The organism is Mangrovimonas spongiae (assembly GCF_003944795.1).
GTDB classification, from domain to species: domain Bacteria; phylum Bacteroidota; class Bacteroidia; order Flavobacteriales; family Flavobacteriaceae; genus Mangrovimonas; species Mangrovimonas spongiae.
Genome location: NZ_RWBG01000004.1, coordinates 345,031 through 364,338, shown reverse-complemented (window position 1 = coordinate 364,338; position 19,308 = coordinate 345,031). Strand labels below are relative to the sequence as shown.

General features: G+C 32.5%; 20 protein-coding genes. 10 read left to right on the top strand and 10 right to left on the bottom strand.

The window, feature by feature from the left end; translation table 11 throughout:
* Window positions 1-402 precede the first annotated feature (402 nt).
* The 5 genes from thrS to EJA19_RS10670 all read left to right on the top strand — a co-directional run bounded on the left by thrS (window position 403) and on the right by EJA19_RS10670 (window position 4,585).
* Complete coding sequence (thrS, locus tag EJA19_RS10690; RefSeq protein ID WP_125468352.1) at window positions 403-2,337, top strand: threonine--tRNA ligase; 1,935 nt, start codon at window positions 403-405, stop codon at window positions 2,335-2,337.
* Between the two features lie 28 nt (window positions 2,338-2,365).
* Window positions 2,366-2,920 carry a translation initiation factor IF-3 gene (infC, locus tag EJA19_RS10685; RefSeq protein ID WP_170160056.1) on the top strand — a complete coding sequence of 185 codons (555 nt, stop codon included), beginning with the start codon at window positions 2,366-2,368 and terminating at the stop codon, window positions 2,918-2,920.
* Window positions 2,921-2,983: 63 nt separating this feature from the next.
* Window positions 2,984-3,181, top strand: coding sequence for a 50S ribosomal protein L35 (rpmI, locus tag EJA19_RS10680; RefSeq protein WP_125468350.1), 198 nt, complete (start codon window positions 2,984-2,986; stop codon window positions 3,179-3,181).
* A 104-nt stretch (window positions 3,182-3,285) separates the two neighbouring features.
* Window positions 3,286-3,630: a 50S ribosomal protein L20 gene (gene rplT / locus EJA19_RS10675; RefSeq protein WP_125468349.1), complete on the top strand. Its 345-nt coding sequence runs from the start codon at window positions 3,286-3,288 to the stop codon at window positions 3,628-3,630.
* 127 nt (window positions 3,631-3,757) lie between these two features.
* Complete coding sequence (locus EJA19_RS10670; RefSeq protein ID WP_125468348.1) at window positions 3,758-4,585, top strand: HAD family hydrolase; 828 nt, start codon at window positions 3,758-3,760, stop codon at window positions 4,583-4,585.
* On the opposite strand, the gene EJA19_RS10665 is transcribed toward EJA19_RS10670, so the two are convergent.
* The 8 genes from EJA19_RS10665 to tgt all read right to left on the bottom strand — a co-directional run bounded on the left by EJA19_RS10665 (window position 4,565) and on the right by tgt (window position 13,932).
* Window positions 4,565-4,987 (bottom strand): secondary thiamine-phosphate synthase enzyme YjbQ, encoded by a 423-nt coding sequence (locus EJA19_RS10665; protein ID WP_206075173.1) that lies wholly within the window; start codon window positions 4,985-4,987, stop codon window positions 4,565-4,567. The two genes, EJA19_RS10670 and EJA19_RS10665, sit on opposite strands and share 21 nt — an antisense overlap.
* Before the next feature lie 699 nt (window positions 4,988-5,686).
* Window positions 5,687-6,871, bottom strand: coding sequence for an asparagine synthetase B (locus EJA19_RS10660; RefSeq protein WP_125468368.1), 1,185 nt, complete (start codon window positions 6,869-6,871; stop codon window positions 5,687-5,689).
* 151 nt (window positions 6,872-7,022) lie between these two features.
* Window positions 7,023-8,042, bottom strand: coding sequence for an AI-2E family transporter (locus tag EJA19_RS10655; protein ID WP_125468346.1), 1,020 nt, complete (start codon window positions 8,040-8,042; stop codon window positions 7,023-7,025).
* Window positions 8,043-8,102: 60 nt separating this feature from the next.
* Window positions 8,103-9,656, bottom strand: coding sequence for a replicative DNA helicase (gene dnaB / locus EJA19_RS10650; RefSeq protein ID WP_125468345.1), 1,554 nt, complete (start codon window positions 9,654-9,656; stop codon window positions 8,103-8,105).
* A 168-nt stretch (window positions 9,657-9,824) separates the two neighbouring features.
* A complete protein-coding gene (locus EJA19_RS10645; RefSeq protein WP_125468344.1) occupies window positions 9,825-10,778 on the bottom strand; it encodes an acetyl-CoA carboxylase carboxyltransferase subunit alpha in 954 nt (317 codons plus the stop codon).
* Between the two features lie 45 nt (window positions 10,779-10,823).
* Window positions 10,824-11,738, bottom strand: coding sequence for a DMT family transporter (locus tag EJA19_RS10640; RefSeq protein WP_125468343.1), 915 nt, complete (start codon window positions 11,736-11,738; stop codon window positions 10,824-10,826).
* Entirely contained in the window at window positions 11,725-12,801 is a 1,077-nt protein-coding gene (locus EJA19_RS10635) for an LptF/LptG family permease (RefSeq protein ID WP_125468342.1), read from the bottom strand. The genes EJA19_RS10640 and EJA19_RS10635 overlap by 14 nt, the downstream gene beginning before the upstream one ends.
* The gene (gene tgt, locus EJA19_RS10630) at window positions 12,802-13,932 is read right to left on the bottom strand and encodes a tRNA guanosine(34) transglycosylase Tgt (RefSeq protein WP_125468341.1); all 1,131 of its coding nucleotides are present in this window, start codon (window positions 13,930-13,932) and stop codon (window positions 12,802-12,804) included. It abuts the gene before it with no gap.
* 195 nt (window positions 13,933-14,127) lie between these two features.
* Between tgt and EJA19_RS10625 the strand changes: the two genes are divergently transcribed.
* The 3 genes from EJA19_RS10625 to EJA19_RS10615 are packed head-to-tail and all read left to right on the top strand — an operon-like array spanning window position 14,128 to window position 16,589.
* Window positions 14,128-14,973: a transketolase gene (locus tag EJA19_RS10625; protein ID WP_125468340.1), complete on the top strand. Its 846-nt coding sequence runs from the start codon at window positions 14,128-14,130 to the stop codon at window positions 14,971-14,973.
* A 19-nt stretch (window positions 14,974-14,992) separates the two neighbouring features.
* Complete coding sequence (locus EJA19_RS10620) at window positions 14,993-15,946, top strand: transketolase family protein (RefSeq protein ID WP_125468339.1); 954 nt, start codon at window positions 14,993-14,995, stop codon at window positions 15,944-15,946.
* Between the two features lie 52 nt (window positions 15,947-15,998).
* On the top strand, window positions 15,999-16,589 hold the full coding sequence (locus EJA19_RS10615; RefSeq protein ID WP_125468338.1) for a porin family protein: 591 nt from the start codon (window positions 15,999-16,001) through the stop codon (window positions 16,587-16,589).
* A gap of 69 nt (window positions 16,590-16,658) precedes the next feature.
* Here the strand turns inward: EJA19_RS10615 and EJA19_RS10610 are convergent, their stop codons facing one another.
* Entirely contained in the window at window positions 16,659-17,693 is a 1,035-nt protein-coding gene (locus EJA19_RS10610; RefSeq protein WP_125468337.1) for an FKBP-type peptidyl-prolyl cis-trans isomerase, read from the bottom strand.
* A gap of 80 nt (window positions 17,694-17,773) precedes the next feature.
* Between EJA19_RS10610 and EJA19_RS10605 the strand changes: the two genes are divergently transcribed.
* Both EJA19_RS10605 and EJA19_RS10600 read left to right on the top strand, forming a co-directional pair.
* Window positions 17,774-18,148 carry an RNA-binding S4 domain-containing protein gene (locus EJA19_RS10605; RefSeq protein ID WP_125468336.1) on the top strand — a complete coding sequence of 125 codons (375 nt, stop codon included), beginning with the start codon at window positions 17,774-17,776 and terminating at the stop codon, window positions 18,146-18,148.
* Between the two features lie 41 nt (window positions 18,149-18,189).
* Entirely contained in the window at window positions 18,190-18,693 is a 504-nt protein-coding gene (locus EJA19_RS10600) for a phosphoribosyltransferase family protein (RefSeq protein ID WP_125468335.1), read from the top strand.
* Here the strand turns inward: EJA19_RS10600 and EJA19_RS10595 are convergent.
* On the bottom strand, window positions 18,685-19,203 hold the full coding sequence (locus EJA19_RS10595) for a shikimate kinase (protein WP_125468334.1): 519 nt from the start codon (window positions 19,201-19,203) through the stop codon (window positions 18,685-18,687). The genes EJA19_RS10600 and EJA19_RS10595 overlap by 9 nt on opposite strands.
* Window positions 19,204-19,308: the final 105 nt, after the last annotated feature.

Below are 19,308 nucleotides of genomic sequence, written 5' to 3'. Positions count from 1 at the left end.
TCTTTATCGCCTTGTTTCGCAAAGCGGGTGCAAATATACAACCCTTTTTTAATTCACAAAAACTTTTTGAAGTTTTTTTTAATTTTTTTTCGTGCCGCATATTTTTTAAAGAACTTCTCTACTTACAGCCAACCATAGTGGCGTTTTCGAGGGTGCAAATATACAACCTTCCCTCTCTTCTAAACAAATTTTTTATAACCTTTTTTTAAAGTTTTTTTGAATTACACACCAACACATCATAAAACCAATTAGTTACAATTAAATAAAATTTAAACATCCTATAATACTCATCTAATATTAGTCTTTTTTAGTTACATATATATTAATGTAATTATTATAGTTGCTTGAGACATATTATACGTTTATCTTTGCATACTTATATATAATACCGAAATATAGTTTATGATAAATATTACATTACCTGATGGTAGCGTTAAAGAGTTTGAATCTGGCGTTACGCCTTATGAAGTAGCTAGAAGTATTAGTGAAGGATTAGCTAGAAATGTTATTTCTGCAAGTTACAATAACCAAACAATAGAATCTACAACCAAATTAACCGAAGACGGTTCTCTTATATTATATACGTGGAAAGATGATGAAGGTAAGAAAGCGTTTTGGCACTCCTCTGCTCATGTTTTGGCTCAAGCTTTAGAAGAACTATATCCTGGTATAAAATTAACGATTGGACCAGCGATTGAGAATGGCTTTTATTATGATGTAGATTTAGGCGAGCATTCAATCTCTGACAAAGACTTTAAAACTATTGAAGATAAAATGCTTCAAATTGCTAGAGAAAAGCATGAATTTAAAATGCGATCTGCTACTAAAGCAGAAGCTCTACAATTATATAAGGACAATGAATACAAAACTGAGCTTATCGAAAACCTTGAAGATGGTACGATAACTTTTTGTGATCACTCTACATTTACCGATTTATGTCGTGGTGGACATATTCCTAATACAAGTATTATAAAAGCGGTTAAAATTTTGTCGGTAGCTGGTGCTTATTGGAGAGGCGACGAAAACAACACACAACTTACAAGAGTTTATGGTATATCCTTCCCAAAACAAAAAGAACTAAAAGAATACTTAGAGTTACTTGAAGAAGCCAAAAAAAGAGATCACCGTAAACTAGGTAGAGAACTAGAATTATTTGCGTTTTCACAAAAAGTTGGGCAAGGATTGCCATTATGGCTTCCTAAAGGTGCTGCTTTAAGAGAACGATTAGAAAACTTCCTAAAAGCTGCCCAAAAGAAAGCAGGTTATGAAATGGTAATTACACCACATATTGGTCAAAAAGAACTTTATGTCACCTCTGGACATTACGCAAAATATGGTGAGGATAGTTTTCAACCTATTCACACACCAAAAGAAGATGAAGAGTTCCTACTAAAACCTATGAACTGTCCACATCACTGCGAAATTTTTAAACATACACAATGGTCCTATAAAGATTTACCAAAACGCTATGCTGAATTTGGTACTGTTTACAGATATGAACAAAGTGGCGAACTACATGGCTTAACTCGGGTAAGAGGATTCACTCAAGACGACGCTCATATTTTCTGTACACCAGAACAGTTAGATGAAGAGTTTAAAAAAGTAATAGACCTTGTGTTGTATGTCTTTGGATCTTTAGGTTTTGAAAACTTCACCACACAAGTTTCCTTAAGAGATCCTGAGAATCCTGAAAAGTACATTGGCGATGAAGAACATTGGATAAAAGCAGAACAGGCTATTATTGATGCTGTTAAAGATAAAGGGCTTGATTATGTTATAGAAACAGGCGAAGCTGCTTTTTATGGACCAAAACTAGACTTTATGGTAAAAGATGCCCTTGGAAGAAGCTGGCAATTAGGAACCATACAAGTAGACTACCAATTACCAAAACGTTTTGAATTAACTTATAAAGGTAGTGATAACGAAACACACCAACCTGTAATGATACACCGTGCACCATTTGGTAGTATGGAACGTTTTATCGCTATTTTGCTAGAACACACAGGTGGAAATTTCCCATTATGGCTTATGCCTGAGCAAGTCATTGTGCTATCAATCAGTGAGAAATATGAAAAATACGCGGAAAAAGTTTTAAATTTGTTAGAAAATAACGAAATTCGCGCCCTAATTGACAACAGGAATGAAACTATGGGAAAAAAGATTCGGGATGCCGAAGTTAAGAAAATCCCATACATGATAGTTGTTGGTGAAAAAGAAGAACAAGAAAACAAGATCTCGGTAAGACAGCATGGTGGCGAGGATCTTGGCATGATTTCTGTACAACAATTAGCAAGTATAATTGATGATGAGATAGGCAAATCTCTAAAACAATTTTAAAATAAAGTTTAATTTAAATTTATAAGCCATAGCAATACGTAGAAGAAGACAATCCAGAGGGAGAGTTCAAAAAGAAGATCAACACAGAATTAATTCAAAAATTAAAGCTGAGAAAGTTCGTGTAGTAGGTGATAATGTTGATGTAGGTATTTACCCTATTAAACAAGCACTCAATATCGCAGACGAACAAGGTTTAGACCTTGTGGAAATATCACCAAAAGCAGATCCTCCTGTTTGTAAAGTTATGGACTACAAGAAGTTTCTTTATGAACAAAAGAAACGTGAAAAAGCCTTAAAAGCTAAGGCTAGCAAAGTTGTAGTTAAAGAAATTCGTTTTGGTCCTCAAACCGATGATCATGACTATGAGTTTAAAAAGAAACATGCTGAAAAGTTTTTAAAAGACGGAGCAAAATTAAAAGCTTTTGTATTCTTTAAAGGACGTTCTATTGTCTTTAAAGAACAAGGTCAAATTTTGTTATTACGTTTAGCGCAAGACCTAGAAGATTATGGTAAAGTAGAACAAATGCCAAAACTTGAAGGTAAACGTATGACTATGTTTATTGCGCCTAAGAAAAGTAAGTAATCCTATCTATACCTTTATAGATAGTTAAAAATAAATAAGCGAAATATTTAAAAGCAGAAGAAAATGCCTAAAATGAAAACAAAATCCAGTGCTAAAAAACGTTTTAAGTTAACTGGCACAGGAAAAATTAAAAGAAAGCACGCTTTTAAGAGTCACATCTTAACAAAGAAATCTAAAAAGCGTAAGCTAAAGCTAACTCACAGTACTTTAGTACACAAAGCTGATGAGGGAAGTATCAAGGAACAATTACGTTTAAAATAAGCGTAGTTTAGTTCGGTTAAAATTATTTATAAACCATGGAGTTAGGCCAACAATTTAAAAGTGTCATGTTTTAATGGCCGCCTACTACAAAAAAATTTAAAATTATGCCAAGATCAGTAAATTCAGTAGCAAAAAGAGCCAGAAGAAAAAAGGTTCTTAAGCAAGCAAAAGGTTACTTTGGACGTCGTAAAAACGTTTGGACAGTAGCTAAAAATGCGGTTGATAAAGCGATGCAATACTCGTACAGAGACCGTAAAGCAAAAAAGAGAACATTCCGTTCGTTATGGATTCAGCGTATTAATGCTGGAGCTAGACAACACGGTATGTCTTACTCGAAGTTTATGGGACAGTTAAAAGCTAACAACATCGAATTAAACCGTAAGGTTTTAGCCGATTTAGCGATGAACAACCCAGAAGCTTTTAAAGCAATTGTTGATAAAGTAAAATAGGCTTTCCGCCTAGTATAATATTATTTCGCTTATTAAAAAATCCAGCAAATGCTGGATTTTTTGTTTTCATAACATTTACATTAAACAAATAAAAGTCTATTTTTTTAGCTTTGGTAAAACTCGTTATATGAATTTATCTCAAGTAAAATTAGTTGTTACCGATATGGATGGTACACTACTTAACTCAAAAGGCCAAGTGAGTGAGGAATTTTTCTCATTATTTAAAATGCTACAAAAACATAACGTTCATTTTATTGCTGCAAGTGGCAGACAGTATCATAGTATTGTAAGTAAATTGAATGATATAAAAGAAGACATTACTATAATAGCAGAAAATGGAGGTCTTGCAAAACGCCATAATACGCATCTGCATACAAACTACTTTCCTAATAACGATGTTCAAAAAATCATTCCATTTTTAAGAAACATTAATGATGCTCATATTGTTTTATGTGGTGAAAAAGCGGCTTACATAGAATCTAAAGATGAAGCATTTATTACTATGTTTAATGAGTATTATACCGAATATAAAATTGTAGACAATTTAACCAAAGTAAGTAATGATAATTTTTTAAAAATTGCCGTATACAGTTTTGGCGGATCTGAAGAAAACTTATACCCACATTTTAAACCGTTTGAAGATATTATTCAAGTAAAAATTTCTGGTAGTAATTGGATGGATTTATCGCACATTGATACCAACAAAGGTTACGCATTACAGAAAATACAGCATGAACTAGACGTATCACCATCGGAAACTATCGTGTTTGGAGATTATAATAACGATTTAGAAATGTTACAATTATCAGAATTTAGTTTTGCTATGCAAAATGCTCACCCTAATGTGAAACAAACTGCCAAATATGAAACTAAAAGCAATGATGATGGTGGCGTAGAATTTATTTTAAAAAAACTAATTAAAGATAAAGAGTCTTTAATTTCCAGTGGCCGTTAATACCAAGGTTCGTCTACCACTATAATTTCTATGTTCGCCTAAATAAATACCTTGCCAAACACCAAGGTTTAACTGACCATTTGTTATAGGAATTTGAACAGATTGTCCCATTAACGATGCTTTAATATGAGCTGGCATATCATCAGGTCCTTCAAACGTATGTTTGTAATATGGTTGGTTTTCTGGTACCATTTTATTTATATGGCTTTCAAAATCTATTCTAACCGTAGGATCTGCATTTTCATTAATAGTTAAACTTGCCGAAGTATGTTTAATAAAGACATGTAACATCCCTATATTAATATCTCGAATTTCAGGAAAATTATCAAGAATTTCATTTGTAATTAAATGAAAGCCTCTAGTATATTCTTTTAAAGTTATTTCTGTTTGAAACCACATTATATTATTATTTTTCCCCTAATCTTAAAGTTACTTTTTAGTAATTATTTTTAATCCTTTAAAGAATTTGTACTCTCTAAAAACCATATACTGAAAGATGATATAGAATATAGAGTTAAAAATCCAAATATCAATATAAGGCTTATCCAGTAAAACCATTTCTAAGTTTCCAGAGGTGAATATTGAAATACTACACAATAAATAGAGTATTAATCCAATAGAAAAGTTAAAGTACTTATGTTCGGATTCAAAATTTTTAATTATAAATGTTAAGGCATACACAACTAAAATAAGAGAACATGAAACAATTTCATAAATATTAAATTGCCAAAATAACTGAATATTTGTAGTATACATATACCCTAAAATGATTAGTTGTAAAACAAGTACAGCAATTATAATACTCTTAATAACCTTTTCTTTAAAAAAACTGTAAAAAAGAATACTTAAGAAAATAAACTGAACAATAAAATAAAAATGAGATATAAAGAAATTCGTGTTAGGTTTTAATATTCCAATGGCATTACAACTAATTTCTATTAAACAAAGTGAAAAAAGATATATCAAAAATATTTTAGACACCTCATTTCTAATAGATTTATTTTTAAAAAATAATACTGTATTACTTATTAAAAACAGTAATCCAATTAAACTAATTAAATATAAGTGTAGGTATTTCATAGAAATTTGGTGACAAAAAAATCAGGTTTTTTGTTTTTTCTTTTTAGCCGCTGGAAAGAGTACATTATTAAGTATAAGTCTGTAACCTGGCGATGTAGGATGTAAGTCTAATTCTGTTTTAGGGTCTCCTACTCTATGCGTATAATCTTCTGGATCATGCCCGCCATAAAAGGTAAAAAACCCTTTTCCTTTGATACCATGAATGTATTTGGCTTCTCCGTTGGTTTTATTCTCACCCATAATAAGTACATTACTTTTAATCTCATCTCTAGTAAAAGATGTTGTTTGCCCCATAAATCCCTTTATCAAAGCTGTATGATTTTGGCATAACATGGTTGGTACAGGATCCCATTTTGCAGAAAACTCCATTAACGAAAAATAATCTGTTGTTTTAGGAATTATTCTTTTTGAAGTCATATCAATAGATGAAAATTCATAAACCATAGGGCTTCGCTCTAAAATATAATCTGTAAATGCAAAAGTATTATTGTAGTTAATTTTATTTTGATAGTTTGGTGTACTGGCATCGCCATCAAACATAGGCTCGCAAATATCAACACCATCGGCAGATAGAGCGATGTCAAAACTATCTGTTGCGCTACACATAGCAAACATAAATCCGCCACCAATAACATAATCTCGTATTTTTTTGGCTACGGCTAATTTTTCATCAGACACTTTATTATAGCCTAATTTGGCAGCTAAAGCTTCGGCTTCCTTTTTTTCTTCTATATACCAAGCGGCGCTTCTGTAATTTCTATAAAATTTTCCGTATTGCCCTGTAAAATCTTCATGATGCAGATGCAACCAATCAAACAATAATAAACCATCGTTTAAAACATCCTCATCGTAAATAGTTTCGTAAGGAATTTCGGCATAGGTTAATACCATGGTAACCGCATCGTCCCAAGGGAGTTTTCCTCTAGGAGTGTAAACTACAATTTTAGGGGCTTTTTCAAGCACAATAGCTTCCATGTTTTTACTTGGGCTACTTATTTCGTTAAGTATTTTTTCGGCTTTAGAGTTTGAAATAACTTCAAAACTTACCCCTCTAATTTGACATTCGCGTTGAATATTTTTAGTATCTGGCAATAAAAAAGAGCCCCCTCTGTAATTAAGTAACCATTTAACTTTTAGTTGCTTTTCTAAGGTCCAATAGGTAATTCCGTATGCTTTTAAATGATTTTTTTGCGTCTCAGCATCCATTGGAATTAAAATATAAGATGCAAATGATGTTACCGAAACAAATAAGAAAAATAAGATTGCAATTGTCTTTTTCATAGTTGAAAGATAGTTAAAAAAAGGCCTAGAAAAGAAGGATTATAATTATTTTAACCCAATAGACAAAGTTGCTTTACTAACTTCCAGAGAGTAAATTGGATAATATTTTTGTTCCTGGGAACTGCTCTAAAATAATTTTAATAAAAACAGTAATAGGAATCGCCATAATAAGTCCTGGAATTCCCCAAATAAACCCCCATAGCATTAACATAACAAGTACTGTTATAATATTTATTGAAAAAGATTTTCCCATAAAAATAGGTTCTAAAATACCTCCAAATAGTACTTGTACTCCAGTAATAGTTAAAAAGAAAAAGAACAACGTACTTGTAGGATCTAACTCAACTAAGGCAAAAATTGATAAACAAATAACAGAAATAAACGATCCCACCATTTGAACAAAATTAATTACAAAGGCAAAAAGTCCCCAAAAAATAGGGAAACTTACATCAAAAGCTAAACAGGCTAAACCTGTAAAAATTCCTGTAAGTAAGCTTACAAATACTTTTACTTTAATAAACTTAATTAAGTCTTTTTCTACTTTCATAAACGTTTTAACCGACGTATGCTTTTGTTTAAGAATAATCGCATTAATAACTTGATGAACATTAATAGACTCGGCCAACCATAACACCACAAAAAATGCTGTCATTAAAGCCATGGTAAGGGTTTTATGTAAAAAGCCAAAAGTTGTTCCTATGTTGTCTTTGTGTAAGAATTGAGACAGCATATTTTTATCATTATCTATCGTAATTCCAAATGTATCTTCAGCAGAACTTAAAAGGATTGCTATTTTTTCTTGAGCTTTAATAAAAAACTCACCTTTAGAAGCCATAATTTGTTTACTAGACAAATGAATAAGTTCTGCCCCTAAAGCTAATGTTCCAATAATAATTAAAACCACAATAACTATACTAGCATATTTAGGTACCTTACGTTTACCTAACCAACGCATAAGTGGCAAGAAAAACAAGGCAATAAACATAGAAAAAACAAGAGGTATAAAAATAAACTTGAGTGTTTTTAGTAAATAAAACACCAAGGGAATGACTACTATAAGTAGCAAAATATTAGTTGTTCGCCTCTGTTCTAACATGATAATGGTTTTGGGACGTAAAAATAGGCAAAAAAGCTGGTATGTTACGTTATACTATTCTTAAAAAGGCACTTCGCCATCGCCAGAATTATTATTTTGTTCTGGTGGACCAAAAGCATCGGAAGCCGAAGGGAAGTTATTACCACCAAAAGATGACTCGCCCTCATTATCATTCATCTTACTATGGAATTCATGCCCGTAAGGTGTATCAAAATCATCTAAATTATCAAACTTACCTAAATGACCAATAAATTTAAGTCTAATATTATCTAATCCTCCATTACGGTGTTTTGCTATAATAAATTCTGCTTGTCCTTCTGTTGGTGAGCGTTCTTCATCGTCCCATTCATCTATTTTGTAGTATTCTGGTCTATAAATAAACGATACAATATCGGCATCCTGTTCGATAGCACCAGATTCACGTAAGTCTGATAGCAATGGGCGCTTACTTCCACCACGGGTTTCTACGGCACGAGATAACTGCGAAAGTGCAATAACAGGTACACTTAATTCTTTTGCTAAAGCTTTTAAGTTACGTGAAATGGTTGATATTTCCTGCTCACGATTCCCTCCTTTTGTTGATCCTCCAGCTGTCATAAGCTGCAAATAATCAATAATAATTAGCTTTATCCCATGCTGCGAAGCTAGTCGTCTAGCTTTTGCACGCAAATCGAAAATAGATAATGATGGGGTATCATCTATAAATAAAGGAGCCTTTTCTAACCCTTTTACTTTAACGTTAAGCTGCTCCCACTCGTGTTTTTCAAGCTTTCCTGTTCTTAATTTTTCTGAAGATAATCCCGTCTCAGAAGAAATTAAACGTGTAATTAACTGTACCGATGCCATCTCTAAAGAGAAAAAAGCAACTGGAATATTTTGGTCTACTGCTATATTTCGTGCCATTGATAGAGTTAGCGCAGTTTTACCCATACCAGGACGAGCGGCTACAATAATTAAATCACTATCCTGCCAACCAGAAGTTAATTCGTCTAATTTTGAAAACCCTGTTGGAATACCACTTAGGCCTTCTTTATTAGAAATCTCTTCTATTTTTTTCTTAGCTTGTATAACTAAGCTTTGTGCGGTTTCGCTCGATTTTTTAATATTTCCTTGGGTAACTTCGTAAAGTTTAGTTTCTGCCTTGTCTAATAAATCGAAAACATCTTGGGTTTCATCGTAAGAGTCTTCAATAATTTCACTTGAAATTTTTATTAAACTACGCTGAATAAATTTTTGTAAGATAATTCTAGCATGAAACTCGATATGAGCAGAAGAAGACACTTTTTGGGTTAACGAAATAAGGTAAAAATCGCCTCCTATTAAATCTAATTTTGCATTTTTCTTTAATTGACTTGAAACGGTTAATAAGTCAATAGGCTCGCTATTTTCAAACAATTGAAAGATGGCTTCAAAAATATGTTGATGCGCTTCTTTGTAAAATGCTTCGGGGCTAAGAATATCAATAACTTCGTCGACACCTTTTTTATCAATCATCATCGCACCAATCACAACTTCCTCTAAATCAATAGCTTGCGGAGGAACCTTCCCTCTTTCAAGATTAATTATTGTGCTCTTGTCTACTTGATATCCTTTAAGTTGATTGGGTTGCTTCATAACAGCGAAAGTAGGTAAATTGTACCTAACTAGTGTGTATTTTTATGTTTTGGTTGTTAACTACAAGTTAACAATCTAACTGTTAATAACTTAATTTTATTGTTAATAATCGCAAAAAAAAACCGAAGTCATAAACTTCAGTTTTTTATATCCGTTTATTAATAGGAATTAACCTTTGTAAACACCCATATTGGCATATTTATCCATACGTTTATTTACTAATTCTTTTGGTGATAAGTTTTTTAATTCCTCATAATTTTTAATTATGGCATCACGAACAGCTTTAAAAGTTGTTTCTCTATCGCTGTGTGCACCTCCAAGCGGTTCTTTAATAATATCGTCTATTACCTTTATACGTTTACTGTCTTTTGCAGTAAGTTTTAAAGCATCGGCCGCTTGTTCTTTATATTCCCAGCTTCGCCAAAGTATAGATGAGCAATTTTCTGGAGATATTACAGAAAACCAGGCATTTTCTAGCATTAAAAATTTATCTCCTACTCCAATACCTAAAGCGCCACCAGAAGCTCCTTCGCCTATAACAATACATATTACAGGTACTTTTAAACGAGACATTTCTAGAATGTTTCTGGCAATAGCTTCGCCTTGCCCACGTTCTTCGGCTTCTAATCCTGGGTATGCGCCTGGTGTATCGATAAATGTTACAATTGGAAGTCCAAACTTTTCTGCCGATTTCATTAATCGTAAAGCCTTTCTATACCCTTCAGGATTGGCCATTCCAAAGTTTCTGTATTGTCTTGTTTTAGTATTATAGCCTTTTTGTTGTCCTATAAACATATAGGTTTGATCGCCTATTTTACCTAAGCCACCAATCATGGCTTTATCGTCTTTTACATTTCTATCACCATGTAGTTCTAAAAACGAATCACCACAAAGAGCTTTTATATAATCTAACGTGTAAGGTCTGTTTGGGTGACGAGATAATTGTACTCGTTGCCATGGGGTTAGATTTTTATAAATATCTTTTTTGGTTTCTTTTAGCTTCTTTTCTATTTGCTTGCAAGTTTCGGTAACATCAACATCGCTCTCCTCTCCTATAACTTGGCATTTATCAAGTTGCTCTTCTAATTCTTTAATAGGAATTTCAAAATCTAAATATTCCATTAGGCGTTAAAATTTAATATTAGTTAGCCTACAAATATAAAAACTTTAATTATCAAATGGAGATAACGTTCTTTTCTTTTTAAGGTTTTTAATATTCTTAATAATACCATTTAGTAATACCGTAATTAAAATAATACCTGCGCCCAAGTAAAAATTGGTGCTCATAACCTCTTTTTCAGGGAAAATAATTAAGGCTAAAAGTATACCGTAAACAGGTTCTAAGTTATAGGTAAGTACTACGGTGTAAGGTGTTATGGTTTTCATAATATAAACCGAAGCCATAAAAGTGTATGCTGTACAAATGGTTCCTAAAATTAAAAGCCATAGTAAATCATTAAGAGGTATTGAAAAAAATGCTTTTGAAAATCCGTTATCAGAAATTAGTAAATAAACTGAAATAAATAAAACGCCAGCAATAAACTCATAAAACGATATAACTGAAGCTTTATGTGTTTCTAAAAACTTTCCGTTTAAAACAGCAAAGAATGATGAAAAAACAGCTGATAAGACACCTATTAGTAAGGCTTTAAAATGATGAAACTCATTTTTAGTTATAATACTAACGCCTATTATGATAATAATTCCGAAGAGAATTTCGTACCAACTTGGTTTTCGTTTAAATATTAAAGGTTCTATAAAAGACACAAAAAAAGATCCGGTTGAAAAAGCAGCTAACGCGATAGAGATATTGGCTGTTTTAATAGCTTCGAAAAACGTAATCCAGTGTAAGGCAATAATAATACCAGCTAGCGAAAATTTGGTCAATTCCTTTTTAGAAACTTGAATGTTAACTTTAAACACCACCAAGTAAAGGCTCATTACCACTAAAGCAATTAACATTCTATACCAAACTAAAGAAATAGCCTCGATAGAAATTAAAGCTCCTATTACCGCTGTGAATCCGGCTATAAAAACTAAAAAATGAAGGTGTAAATAATCTTTTAGCTTATCGTTTAGCATTTAACAACAAGTATACTGCTAAAATACCAAATAAAATATTAGGAAACCAGACAGCGATTAAGGGAGGAAAATCTGATTGTGCTGCCATAACACCAAAAATCTTGTCGAAAAACACAAATGTCATAGCAATACAAATACCAAAAGCAAGGTTTACGCCCATTCCGCCACGGCGTTTTATAGAAGAAACGGCAACTGCTATAATGGTTAAAATGAATACCGATACAGGTAAACTCCACTTTTTATATTTAACTAGCTTATATCTGCTTATATAAGAAGAACCTCGTTTTTCTTCCTTTTCAATAAAACGGTTAAGCTCGCCATAAGGTAATGTTTCTGCTATGTATTCTACGGGTGTTAAATCTTCAAGATCGAAAGAAAAAACTGTATCTTTTCGTCTGGTTGTTTCTAAGATATCGTTGTCTTTACCTATGTTACGTTTTACATATGAAATTAAACGATATGTAGAGTCTTCCTCTACAAACCTAATAGACGATGCACTAATTTTGTAGACCATTTTATCGTTTTCAAAATGCTCTAAGGTGAAGTTTCTCCCTATATTACGCTTTACATCAAAACTACTTACATAAATGTAATCGTTATCATTTATCTGCCTGTAAACGTTTTGTGTTTCTTGAGCTTTACGTCCTTTTTTTAAATACTTGTACGTAAAATCATTAAACCCTTTACTTGCTTCAGGTGCTAAATACATTCCTAAGAATAAGGCCAAAATAGCTACAAAAGCTCCGCCTATCATGTAAGGCCTTAAAAACCTATAAAATGATACTCCTGAACTTAAAAAAGCAACAATTTCTGTATTATTAGCCAGTTTAGACGTAAACCAAATTACCGATAGAAATAAAAATAACGGGAATAATAAATGCGCAAAGTAGATTGTAAAGTCTAAAAAATAAAGCATAACCTCGTTAAAAGGAGCTTCGTTTTCTAATATTTTACCAATTTTTTCGGCTAAATGAACCGTAATACCAATAGGTACAAATAATAGTAACATTACAAAGAATGTAAACAGATATCGTTTTAATATGTACCAATCTAAAATTTTCATTTACAAACGCTTATCCATTTGTTTAACCATTTTATCTTTCCAGGTTCTAAAATCTCCGGCTAAGATATGTTTTCTAGCTTCACGAACCAACCACAAATAAAACCCTAAATTATGTATGGTCGCTATTTGCTTACCTAACAACTCGTTAACCGTAAACAAATGTCTTAAATAAGCCTTGCTATATTCGGTATCAACAAAAGTGATCCCCATATCATCTATAGGAGAAAAATCGTCTTCCCACTTTTTATTTTTGATATTTATGGTGCCATGAGCGGTAAATAACATACCATTTCTAGCGTTTCTTGTAGGCATAACACAATCGAACATATCGACACCCAAAGCAATATTTTCTAATATATTAATGGGTGTTCCAACCCCCATTAAATAGCGAGGTTTGTCTTCTGGTAAGATGTTACAAACCACATCGGTCATGGCATACATTTCTTCTGCTGGCTCGCCAACCGAAAGTCCGCCAATAGCATTTCCTGCTGCTCCTACATTTGCTATATATTCGGCAGATTGTTGACGTAAATCTTTATAGGTACTTCCTTGAACAATAGGAAAAAGTGTTTGGTTATAATCGTATTTTAAAGGTGTTTTCTCTAAATGATTAATACAACGGTCTAACCAACGATGCGTCATGTGCATAGAGCGTTTTGCATAATGATAATCACACGGATATGGCGTACATTCATCAAAAGCCATAATAATATCTGCGCCAATAGTACGCTGAATTTCCATCACATTTTCTGGTGTAAATGTATGGTAACTGCCATCTATATGCGACTTAAACTTAACACCCTCTTCTTTAATTTTTCTATTAGCCGAAAGCGAGTAAACCTGGTAGCCACCAGAATCGGTTAAAATATTTCTATCCCAATTCATAAACTTATGCAACCCGCCAGCAGCTTCTAAAATAGGTGTTTTAGGACGCAGGTATAAATGATAAGTATTTCCTAGAATAATATCTGGGTTAATATCATTTTTAAGTTCTCTCTGGTGCACCCCTTTTACAGAAGCAACAGTTCCCACAGGCATAAAAATAGGTGTTTCTATTGTGCCATGGTCTGTCGTAATGGTTCCTGCTCTTGCTTTGCTTTGTAAGTCTTTAGCTAGTAGGTCAAAAGTCATAGTTCAATTTTCGTTGGCAGCAAAGATAACTAACTATATGTTACTACCGTTGGACTTTATCATGATTTTAGGATTTACCACAATTATCTATATTGTTAGCAAATGATGGTTTTTCGTTAATAAATGCTTTAAAATAGCTTTATTAAATAGGGATAAAACTTTACTTTTGTAGCTTGAAAAAACAACACAATTAAAATGTCAAAATCACAACATTTAGAAGATTTAGTTATCCAAGTTCGTAGAGATATTTTACGAATGGTACACAAAGTTAATTCTGGTCATCCTGGAGGTTCGCTGGGTTGTACAGAGTTTTTTGTAGCGCTTTATAACGAAATTATGGAGCAAAATGACGAGTTTAATATGGACGGTATTGGAGAAGATCTGTTCTTTTTATCCAACGGGCATATTTCTCCTGTATATTACAGTGTTTTAGCTAGAACTGGATATTTCCCAGTTGAAGAGTTAAACACGTTTCGTTTAATTAACTCAAGACTTCAAGGTCACCCAACTACTCACGAGGGGTTACCAGGTATTAGAATTGCTTCAGGGTCATTAGGACAAGGCATGAGTGTTGCCATTGGTGCTGCTCAAGCCAAAAAATTAAATAACGATAAGCATTTAATTTATAGTCTTCATGGCGATGGTGAATTACAAGAAGGTCAAAATTGGGAAGCTATCATGTATGCTTCAGCCAAAAAAGTGGATAACCTTATCGCTACTGTAGATTTAAATGGGCAACAAATTGATGGAGCAACCGATGATGTATTAGACATGGGCGATGTGAAATCTAAGTTTGAAGCCTTTGGTTGGATTGTAATAGACATTGAAGAAGGCAATAATTTAGAAGCTATACTAAAAGGAATGGCAGAAGCTAAAAATAAAACAGGACAACAAAAACCTGTATGCGTTCTATTAAAAACAGTTATGGGTAATGGTGTAGACTTTATGATGCACACGCATGCTTGGCATGGTAAAGCTCCTAATGATGAGCAATTAGCAATTGGACTAGAGCAAAATCCAGAAACTTTAGGAGACTATTAATTTAACAACCGAAGAAAACATGAAAACTTACACATATACAGAAAAGAAAGATACAAGAAGTGGCTTTGGTGCTGGGTTAGCCGAACTAGGACGCACAAACCCTAATGTTGTTGCTTTATGTGCCGATTTAATTGGCTCGCTAAAAATGAACGACTTTATTGCCGAAAATCCTGAAAGGTTTTTTCAAATTGGTATAGCCGAAGCTAATATGATGGGTATTGCTGCAGGACTAACCATTGGTGGTAAAATTCCATTTACAGGAACATTTGCCAACTTTTCAACAGGACGAGTTTACGATCAAATCCGTCAATCTATAGCATATTCAGGAAAAAATGTAAAAATATGTGCTTCTCACGCTGGTTTAACTTTAGGGGAAGATGGTGCAACACACCAAATACTTGAAGACATTGGCTTAATGAAAATGTTACCAGGTATGACCGTAATAAACACTTGCGATTATAACCAAACAAAAGCAGCGACTATTGCTATTGCTGAGCATAATGGGCCAGTATATTTACGTTTTGGAAGACCAAAAGTACCTGTATTTACACCTGAAAATCAAACTTTTGAAATAGGCAAAGGCATTAAATTAACCGAAGGTAACGATGTTACTATAGTTGCTACAGGTCATTTAGTTTGGGAAGCTTTAGAAGCTTCAAAAGAATTATATGAAAAAGGGATTTCTGCTGAAGTTATTAATATACACACCATAAAACCATTAGACGAAAAAATTATTTTAGACTCTGTTGCCAAAACAAAATGTATTGTAACTGCTGAAGAGCACAACTACTTAGGTGGTTTAGGAGAAAGTGTTGCTAGAACATTAGCTACTCACAATCCTACCCCACAAGAATTTGTAGCAACTCAAGATACTTTTGGTGAATCTGGAACTCCAGATCAACTTATGGAGAAGTATGGTTTAAACAGTAAATCTATTATTTCTGCTACAGAAAAAGTTTTAAAAAGAAAATAATTCTTGTTTTTACACGTTTTTGTAATACACAAAAATCTTAAAAACAATTATTATGAAACATATTATCACAACCATTGCATTCACTTTTGCAATGGTTTTTTTTGTTAATGGCCAAAATAAGAATGGTATTGGTTTTAAAGGAGGTATTAATTACAATGCTAATGGCGATTATTTTGAATCGGTAAATCAAAACGCAAAAACCCCAGATAGAAATATTGGTTATCACTTTGGTCTTTTTGGTAAGGTTGGCAATAAATTATTTATAAAACCTGAATTAGTTTATACAAAAACTAAAAGTGATTATGACGATGCTAGTTTTGATATGCAAAAATTAGACGCTCCTGTTCTTGTTGGAATTAATTTTTTAAACGTTTTTAATGCTTTTGCTGGACCATCATTTCAGTACATTTTAGACACCGAATTTGATGGTATAAATATTGACAATGTAGAAAACGATTTTAGTGTTGGTATTAACTTTGGTTTTGGTGTTAGCTTCAACAAAGTGGGAATCGATTTAAGATATGAACGTGGCTTTAGTGATAATGAAGCGACCTTTATTGATGATAATTTAGGTAACGGTATTGTTAGCAGAATTGATACAAGACCCGACCAACTTATCCTTAGTTTGAGCTTGCTTTTATAATAATTGCTTTTCAGAATAAAAAAGGCACGTTAGAGAAACGTGCCTTTTTTTATTTAGCAATAGTATTTCTTAATCAACTTCAACAGCAATGGTGTCATCTAAATAATCTGGCGTTCCATCGTTATTTGTATCTCTTAATATTACTGTATTAATCGTTATTTCTCCATTGCCATTTTCTTCTCTGTCTATTTCATATTCATCATCTTGTAAAGTAGGCTCTGGATCACCTAAACCAGGGTTATATGTATGTGTATCATAATCTAATTCATCTCTCGTTAATACACCATCGCCATCATCATCATTATCAATAAAATTAGCTAATGAATCGCCATCTGTATCATCGTTATATGGGTCGCCGTCACCATCAAAATCTTCAAGATAAGAGTCTATATTATCTAAATCAAAATCTGTGTGAATCACTTCCATGAGACCTATTTTAAAAATCATAGGTGTATAGGCTGGCAACCCTGAAGTTCCTGAAGAAAAATATCCTATCCCAGAAGGAACAAAAATAGCACCAATACCATTATTTTTGTAAGTAAAGGTTCCGTCACCATTATCCATATGATCATAACCTGCGTTAAATTCGACTAAGCCATCTCTAAAGCCATCAACTACTCCCAATGTACTTGTTCCTATAGTTATTAAGTTTAATTTAATAGGGTTAACAGTACCATCAAAAGTTTCACCACTACTAAGGTTTATTCCTTGGTAGTTTAAATAAGCTTCATCGGTAGCATGTAAATCTTCTCCCATTCCTTCTCTAACCTTCAAAAAATATAATTTATACTCAATATCGTCATACTCAACTAACTTATATTCAACTTGATCTATTAATGGAGTTTTATCACTATTTACACCAGCTATAGTATCAAAAATAATTTGAAAATCATCATTATCTACTCCGTATATGTCATCAAAATTAAATTCTTCGTAATTATAAAAATGGGTAGATAAATACTCTTCTATTTCAGCAATATTTTCTTCATAAACTTCAGCTTTATCTCTAACAGAGATTACAGGAGCAGAATCTTCATCCTCACTACAGGAAGACAGTATAATTAAGGAGCCTATTATAGCTAAAGAAATTTTTCTTAATTTCATATTTATAAACTTTTAATGCGCAAGATACAATATTATAATATTTTTGTGCTATAACATTAACGTAGTTTTTATATTTAAATATGCGAGTTGATAAATTTCTTTGGTGTGTACGCTATTATAAAACAAGAAGTAAAGCCACTACGGCTTGTAAAAAAGGCCATGTTAAGATTAATGGAGAGGCTATAAAACCTAGTCGGGAGGTTTATCCTACCGATGAAATTCAGGTAAGAAAGAACCAAATTAATTATAAGCTTACTGTTAACGATTTACCCCCCAATAGGGTTGGCGCTAAATTGGTTGATATTTACAGAACAGACACAACACCTAAAACTGAGTTTGAAGGTCAAGAACTACTTAAATACTCGAAAGACTATTATAGAAAAAAAGGCACAGGAAGACCGACAAAAAAAGATAGAAGAGATATTGATGATTTTTACGATGAAAACAAAATTTAACCTTTGCAATGTCTATCTTTGAAAAACGTAACATCTAACACATGAGCTCTACTAAAAATATCATTTTAACCCATCAAGAAATTAACCATAAAATAACGCGTATTGCTTATCAAATTTATGAAAGTAATGTTAATGAAAAAGCTATTATTCTTGCTGGTATAGATAGTAACGGTTATACGCTTGCAAAAAAAATAAAAACTACACTTAGCAAGATTTCTGATTTAGATATTACACTTTGTAAAGTAATTATAGATAAAAAGCATCCGTTAAACGACATTAAAACGTCTTTAAAAGCATCTGAATACACCAACAAGTCAATCGTCTTAGTAGATGATGTTTTAAATTCAGGGAGTACTTTAATTTATGGGGTTAAACACTTTTTAAACGTCCCTTTAAAGCAATTTAAAACAGCTGTTCTGGTTAACAGAAACCATAAAAAATACCCAGTGAAAGCCGACTTTAAAGGTATTTCTCTTTCAACATCACTAAAAGAGCATGTTGAAGTCGTTTTAGAAGGAAAAGTGTTTGAAGCGTATTTAGAATAATAAGGCTACTATTTGGTTTACCACTTTTTCTGGGGATAAATCATCAACATCTATTACTAAATCGCTTTTTAAATAAAATTTGGAACGTTCAAATAAATGTTTCCCTACAAATTCAGTTAAACTAGCACGATCATCTATATGAGAAATAAGTGGTCTCTTCTCCTTCTCTAGGATTAATCTATCTACCAAAGTTGGTATTTTAGCTTTTAAATATACCGTTACAACATTATCCTGAGCTTTAATTTGCTCCATATTATGTCCATAACAAGGTGTCCCTCCTCCCAAAGACACCACATGATTATCATACTTAAAAAGTTCTAATAAGTATTTATATTCTTGCTTTCTAAAGTAAACTTCTCCTTTATTTTTAAAAATAGTCGAAATAATAGCGTCTTCTTTTTCTTCAATAAGATTATCAAAGTCTAAAAAGTTAAAATCTAAAATGGCTGATAATTGTTTACCAATAGTTGATTTTCCGCTTCCCATGTAACCGACTAAAAAAATATTCATATGCTTATAAACTGATAATTAAAACACTAACTAAATTCAATACAAAAAAACGAAAAATTATCTAAAAAAGGGTTTGGAATATTGATTAAAGGTTATATATTTGCA

Coding starts and splice junctions, on each gene's coding strand:
- thrS (WP_125468352.1), top strand. CDS start 403: ATGATAAATATTACATTACCTGATGGTAGCGTTAAAGAGTTTGAATCT.
- rpmI (WP_125468350.1), top strand. CDS start 2,984: ATGCCTAAAATGAAAACAAAATCCAGTGCTAAAAAACGTTTTAAGTTA.
- rplT (WP_125468349.1), top strand. CDS start 3,286: ATGCCAAGATCAGTAAATTCAGTAGCAAAAAGAGCCAGAAGAAAAAAG.
- EJA19_RS10670 (WP_125468348.1), top strand. CDS start 3,758: ATGAATTTATCTCAAGTAAAATTAGTTGTTACCGATATGGATGGTACA.
- EJA19_RS10660 (WP_125468368.1), bottom strand. CDS start 6,871: ATGGATGCTGAGACGCAAAAAAATCATTTAAAAGCATACGGAATTACC.
- EJA19_RS10655 (WP_125468346.1), bottom strand. CDS start 8,042: ATGTTAGAACAGAGGCGAACAACTAATATTTTGCTACTTATAGTAGTC.
- dnaB (WP_125468345.1), bottom strand. CDS start 9,656: ATGAAGCAACCCAATCAACTTAAAGGATATCAAGTAGACAAGAGCACA.
- EJA19_RS10645 (WP_125468344.1), bottom strand. CDS start 10,778: ATGGAATATTTAGATTTTGAAATTCCTATTAAAGAATTAGAAGAGCAA.
- EJA19_RS10640 (WP_125468343.1), bottom strand. CDS start 11,738: ATGCTAAACGATAAGCTAAAAGATTATTTACACCTTCATTTTTTAGTT.
- EJA19_RS10635 (WP_125468342.1), bottom strand. CDS start 12,801: ATGAAAATTTTAGATTGGTACATATTAAAACGATATCTGTTTACATTC.
- tgt (WP_125468341.1), bottom strand. CDS start 13,932: ATGACTTTTGACCTACTAGCTAAAGACTTACAAAGCAAAGCAAGAGCA.
- EJA19_RS10625 (WP_125468340.1), top strand. CDS start 14,128: ATGTCAAAATCACAACATTTAGAAGATTTAGTTATCCAAGTTCGTAGA.
- EJA19_RS10620 (WP_125468339.1), top strand. CDS start 14,993: ATGAAAACTTACACATATACAGAAAAGAAAGATACAAGAAGTGGCTTT.
- EJA19_RS10615 (WP_125468338.1), top strand. CDS start 15,999: ATGAAACATATTATCACAACCATTGCATTCACTTTTGCAATGGTTTTT.
- EJA19_RS10610 (WP_125468337.1), bottom strand. CDS start 17,693: ATGAAATTAAGAAAAATTTCTTTAGCTATAATAGGCTCCTTAATTATA.
- EJA19_RS10605 (WP_125468336.1), top strand. CDS start 17,774: ATGCGAGTTGATAAATTTCTTTGGTGTGTACGCTATTATAAAACAAGA.
- EJA19_RS10600 (WP_125468335.1), top strand. CDS start 18,190: ATGAGCTCTACTAAAAATATCATTTTAACCCATCAAGAAATTAACCAT.
- EJA19_RS10595 (WP_125468334.1), bottom strand. CDS start 19,203: ATGAATATTTTTTTAGTCGGTTACATGGGAAGCGGAAAATCAACTATT.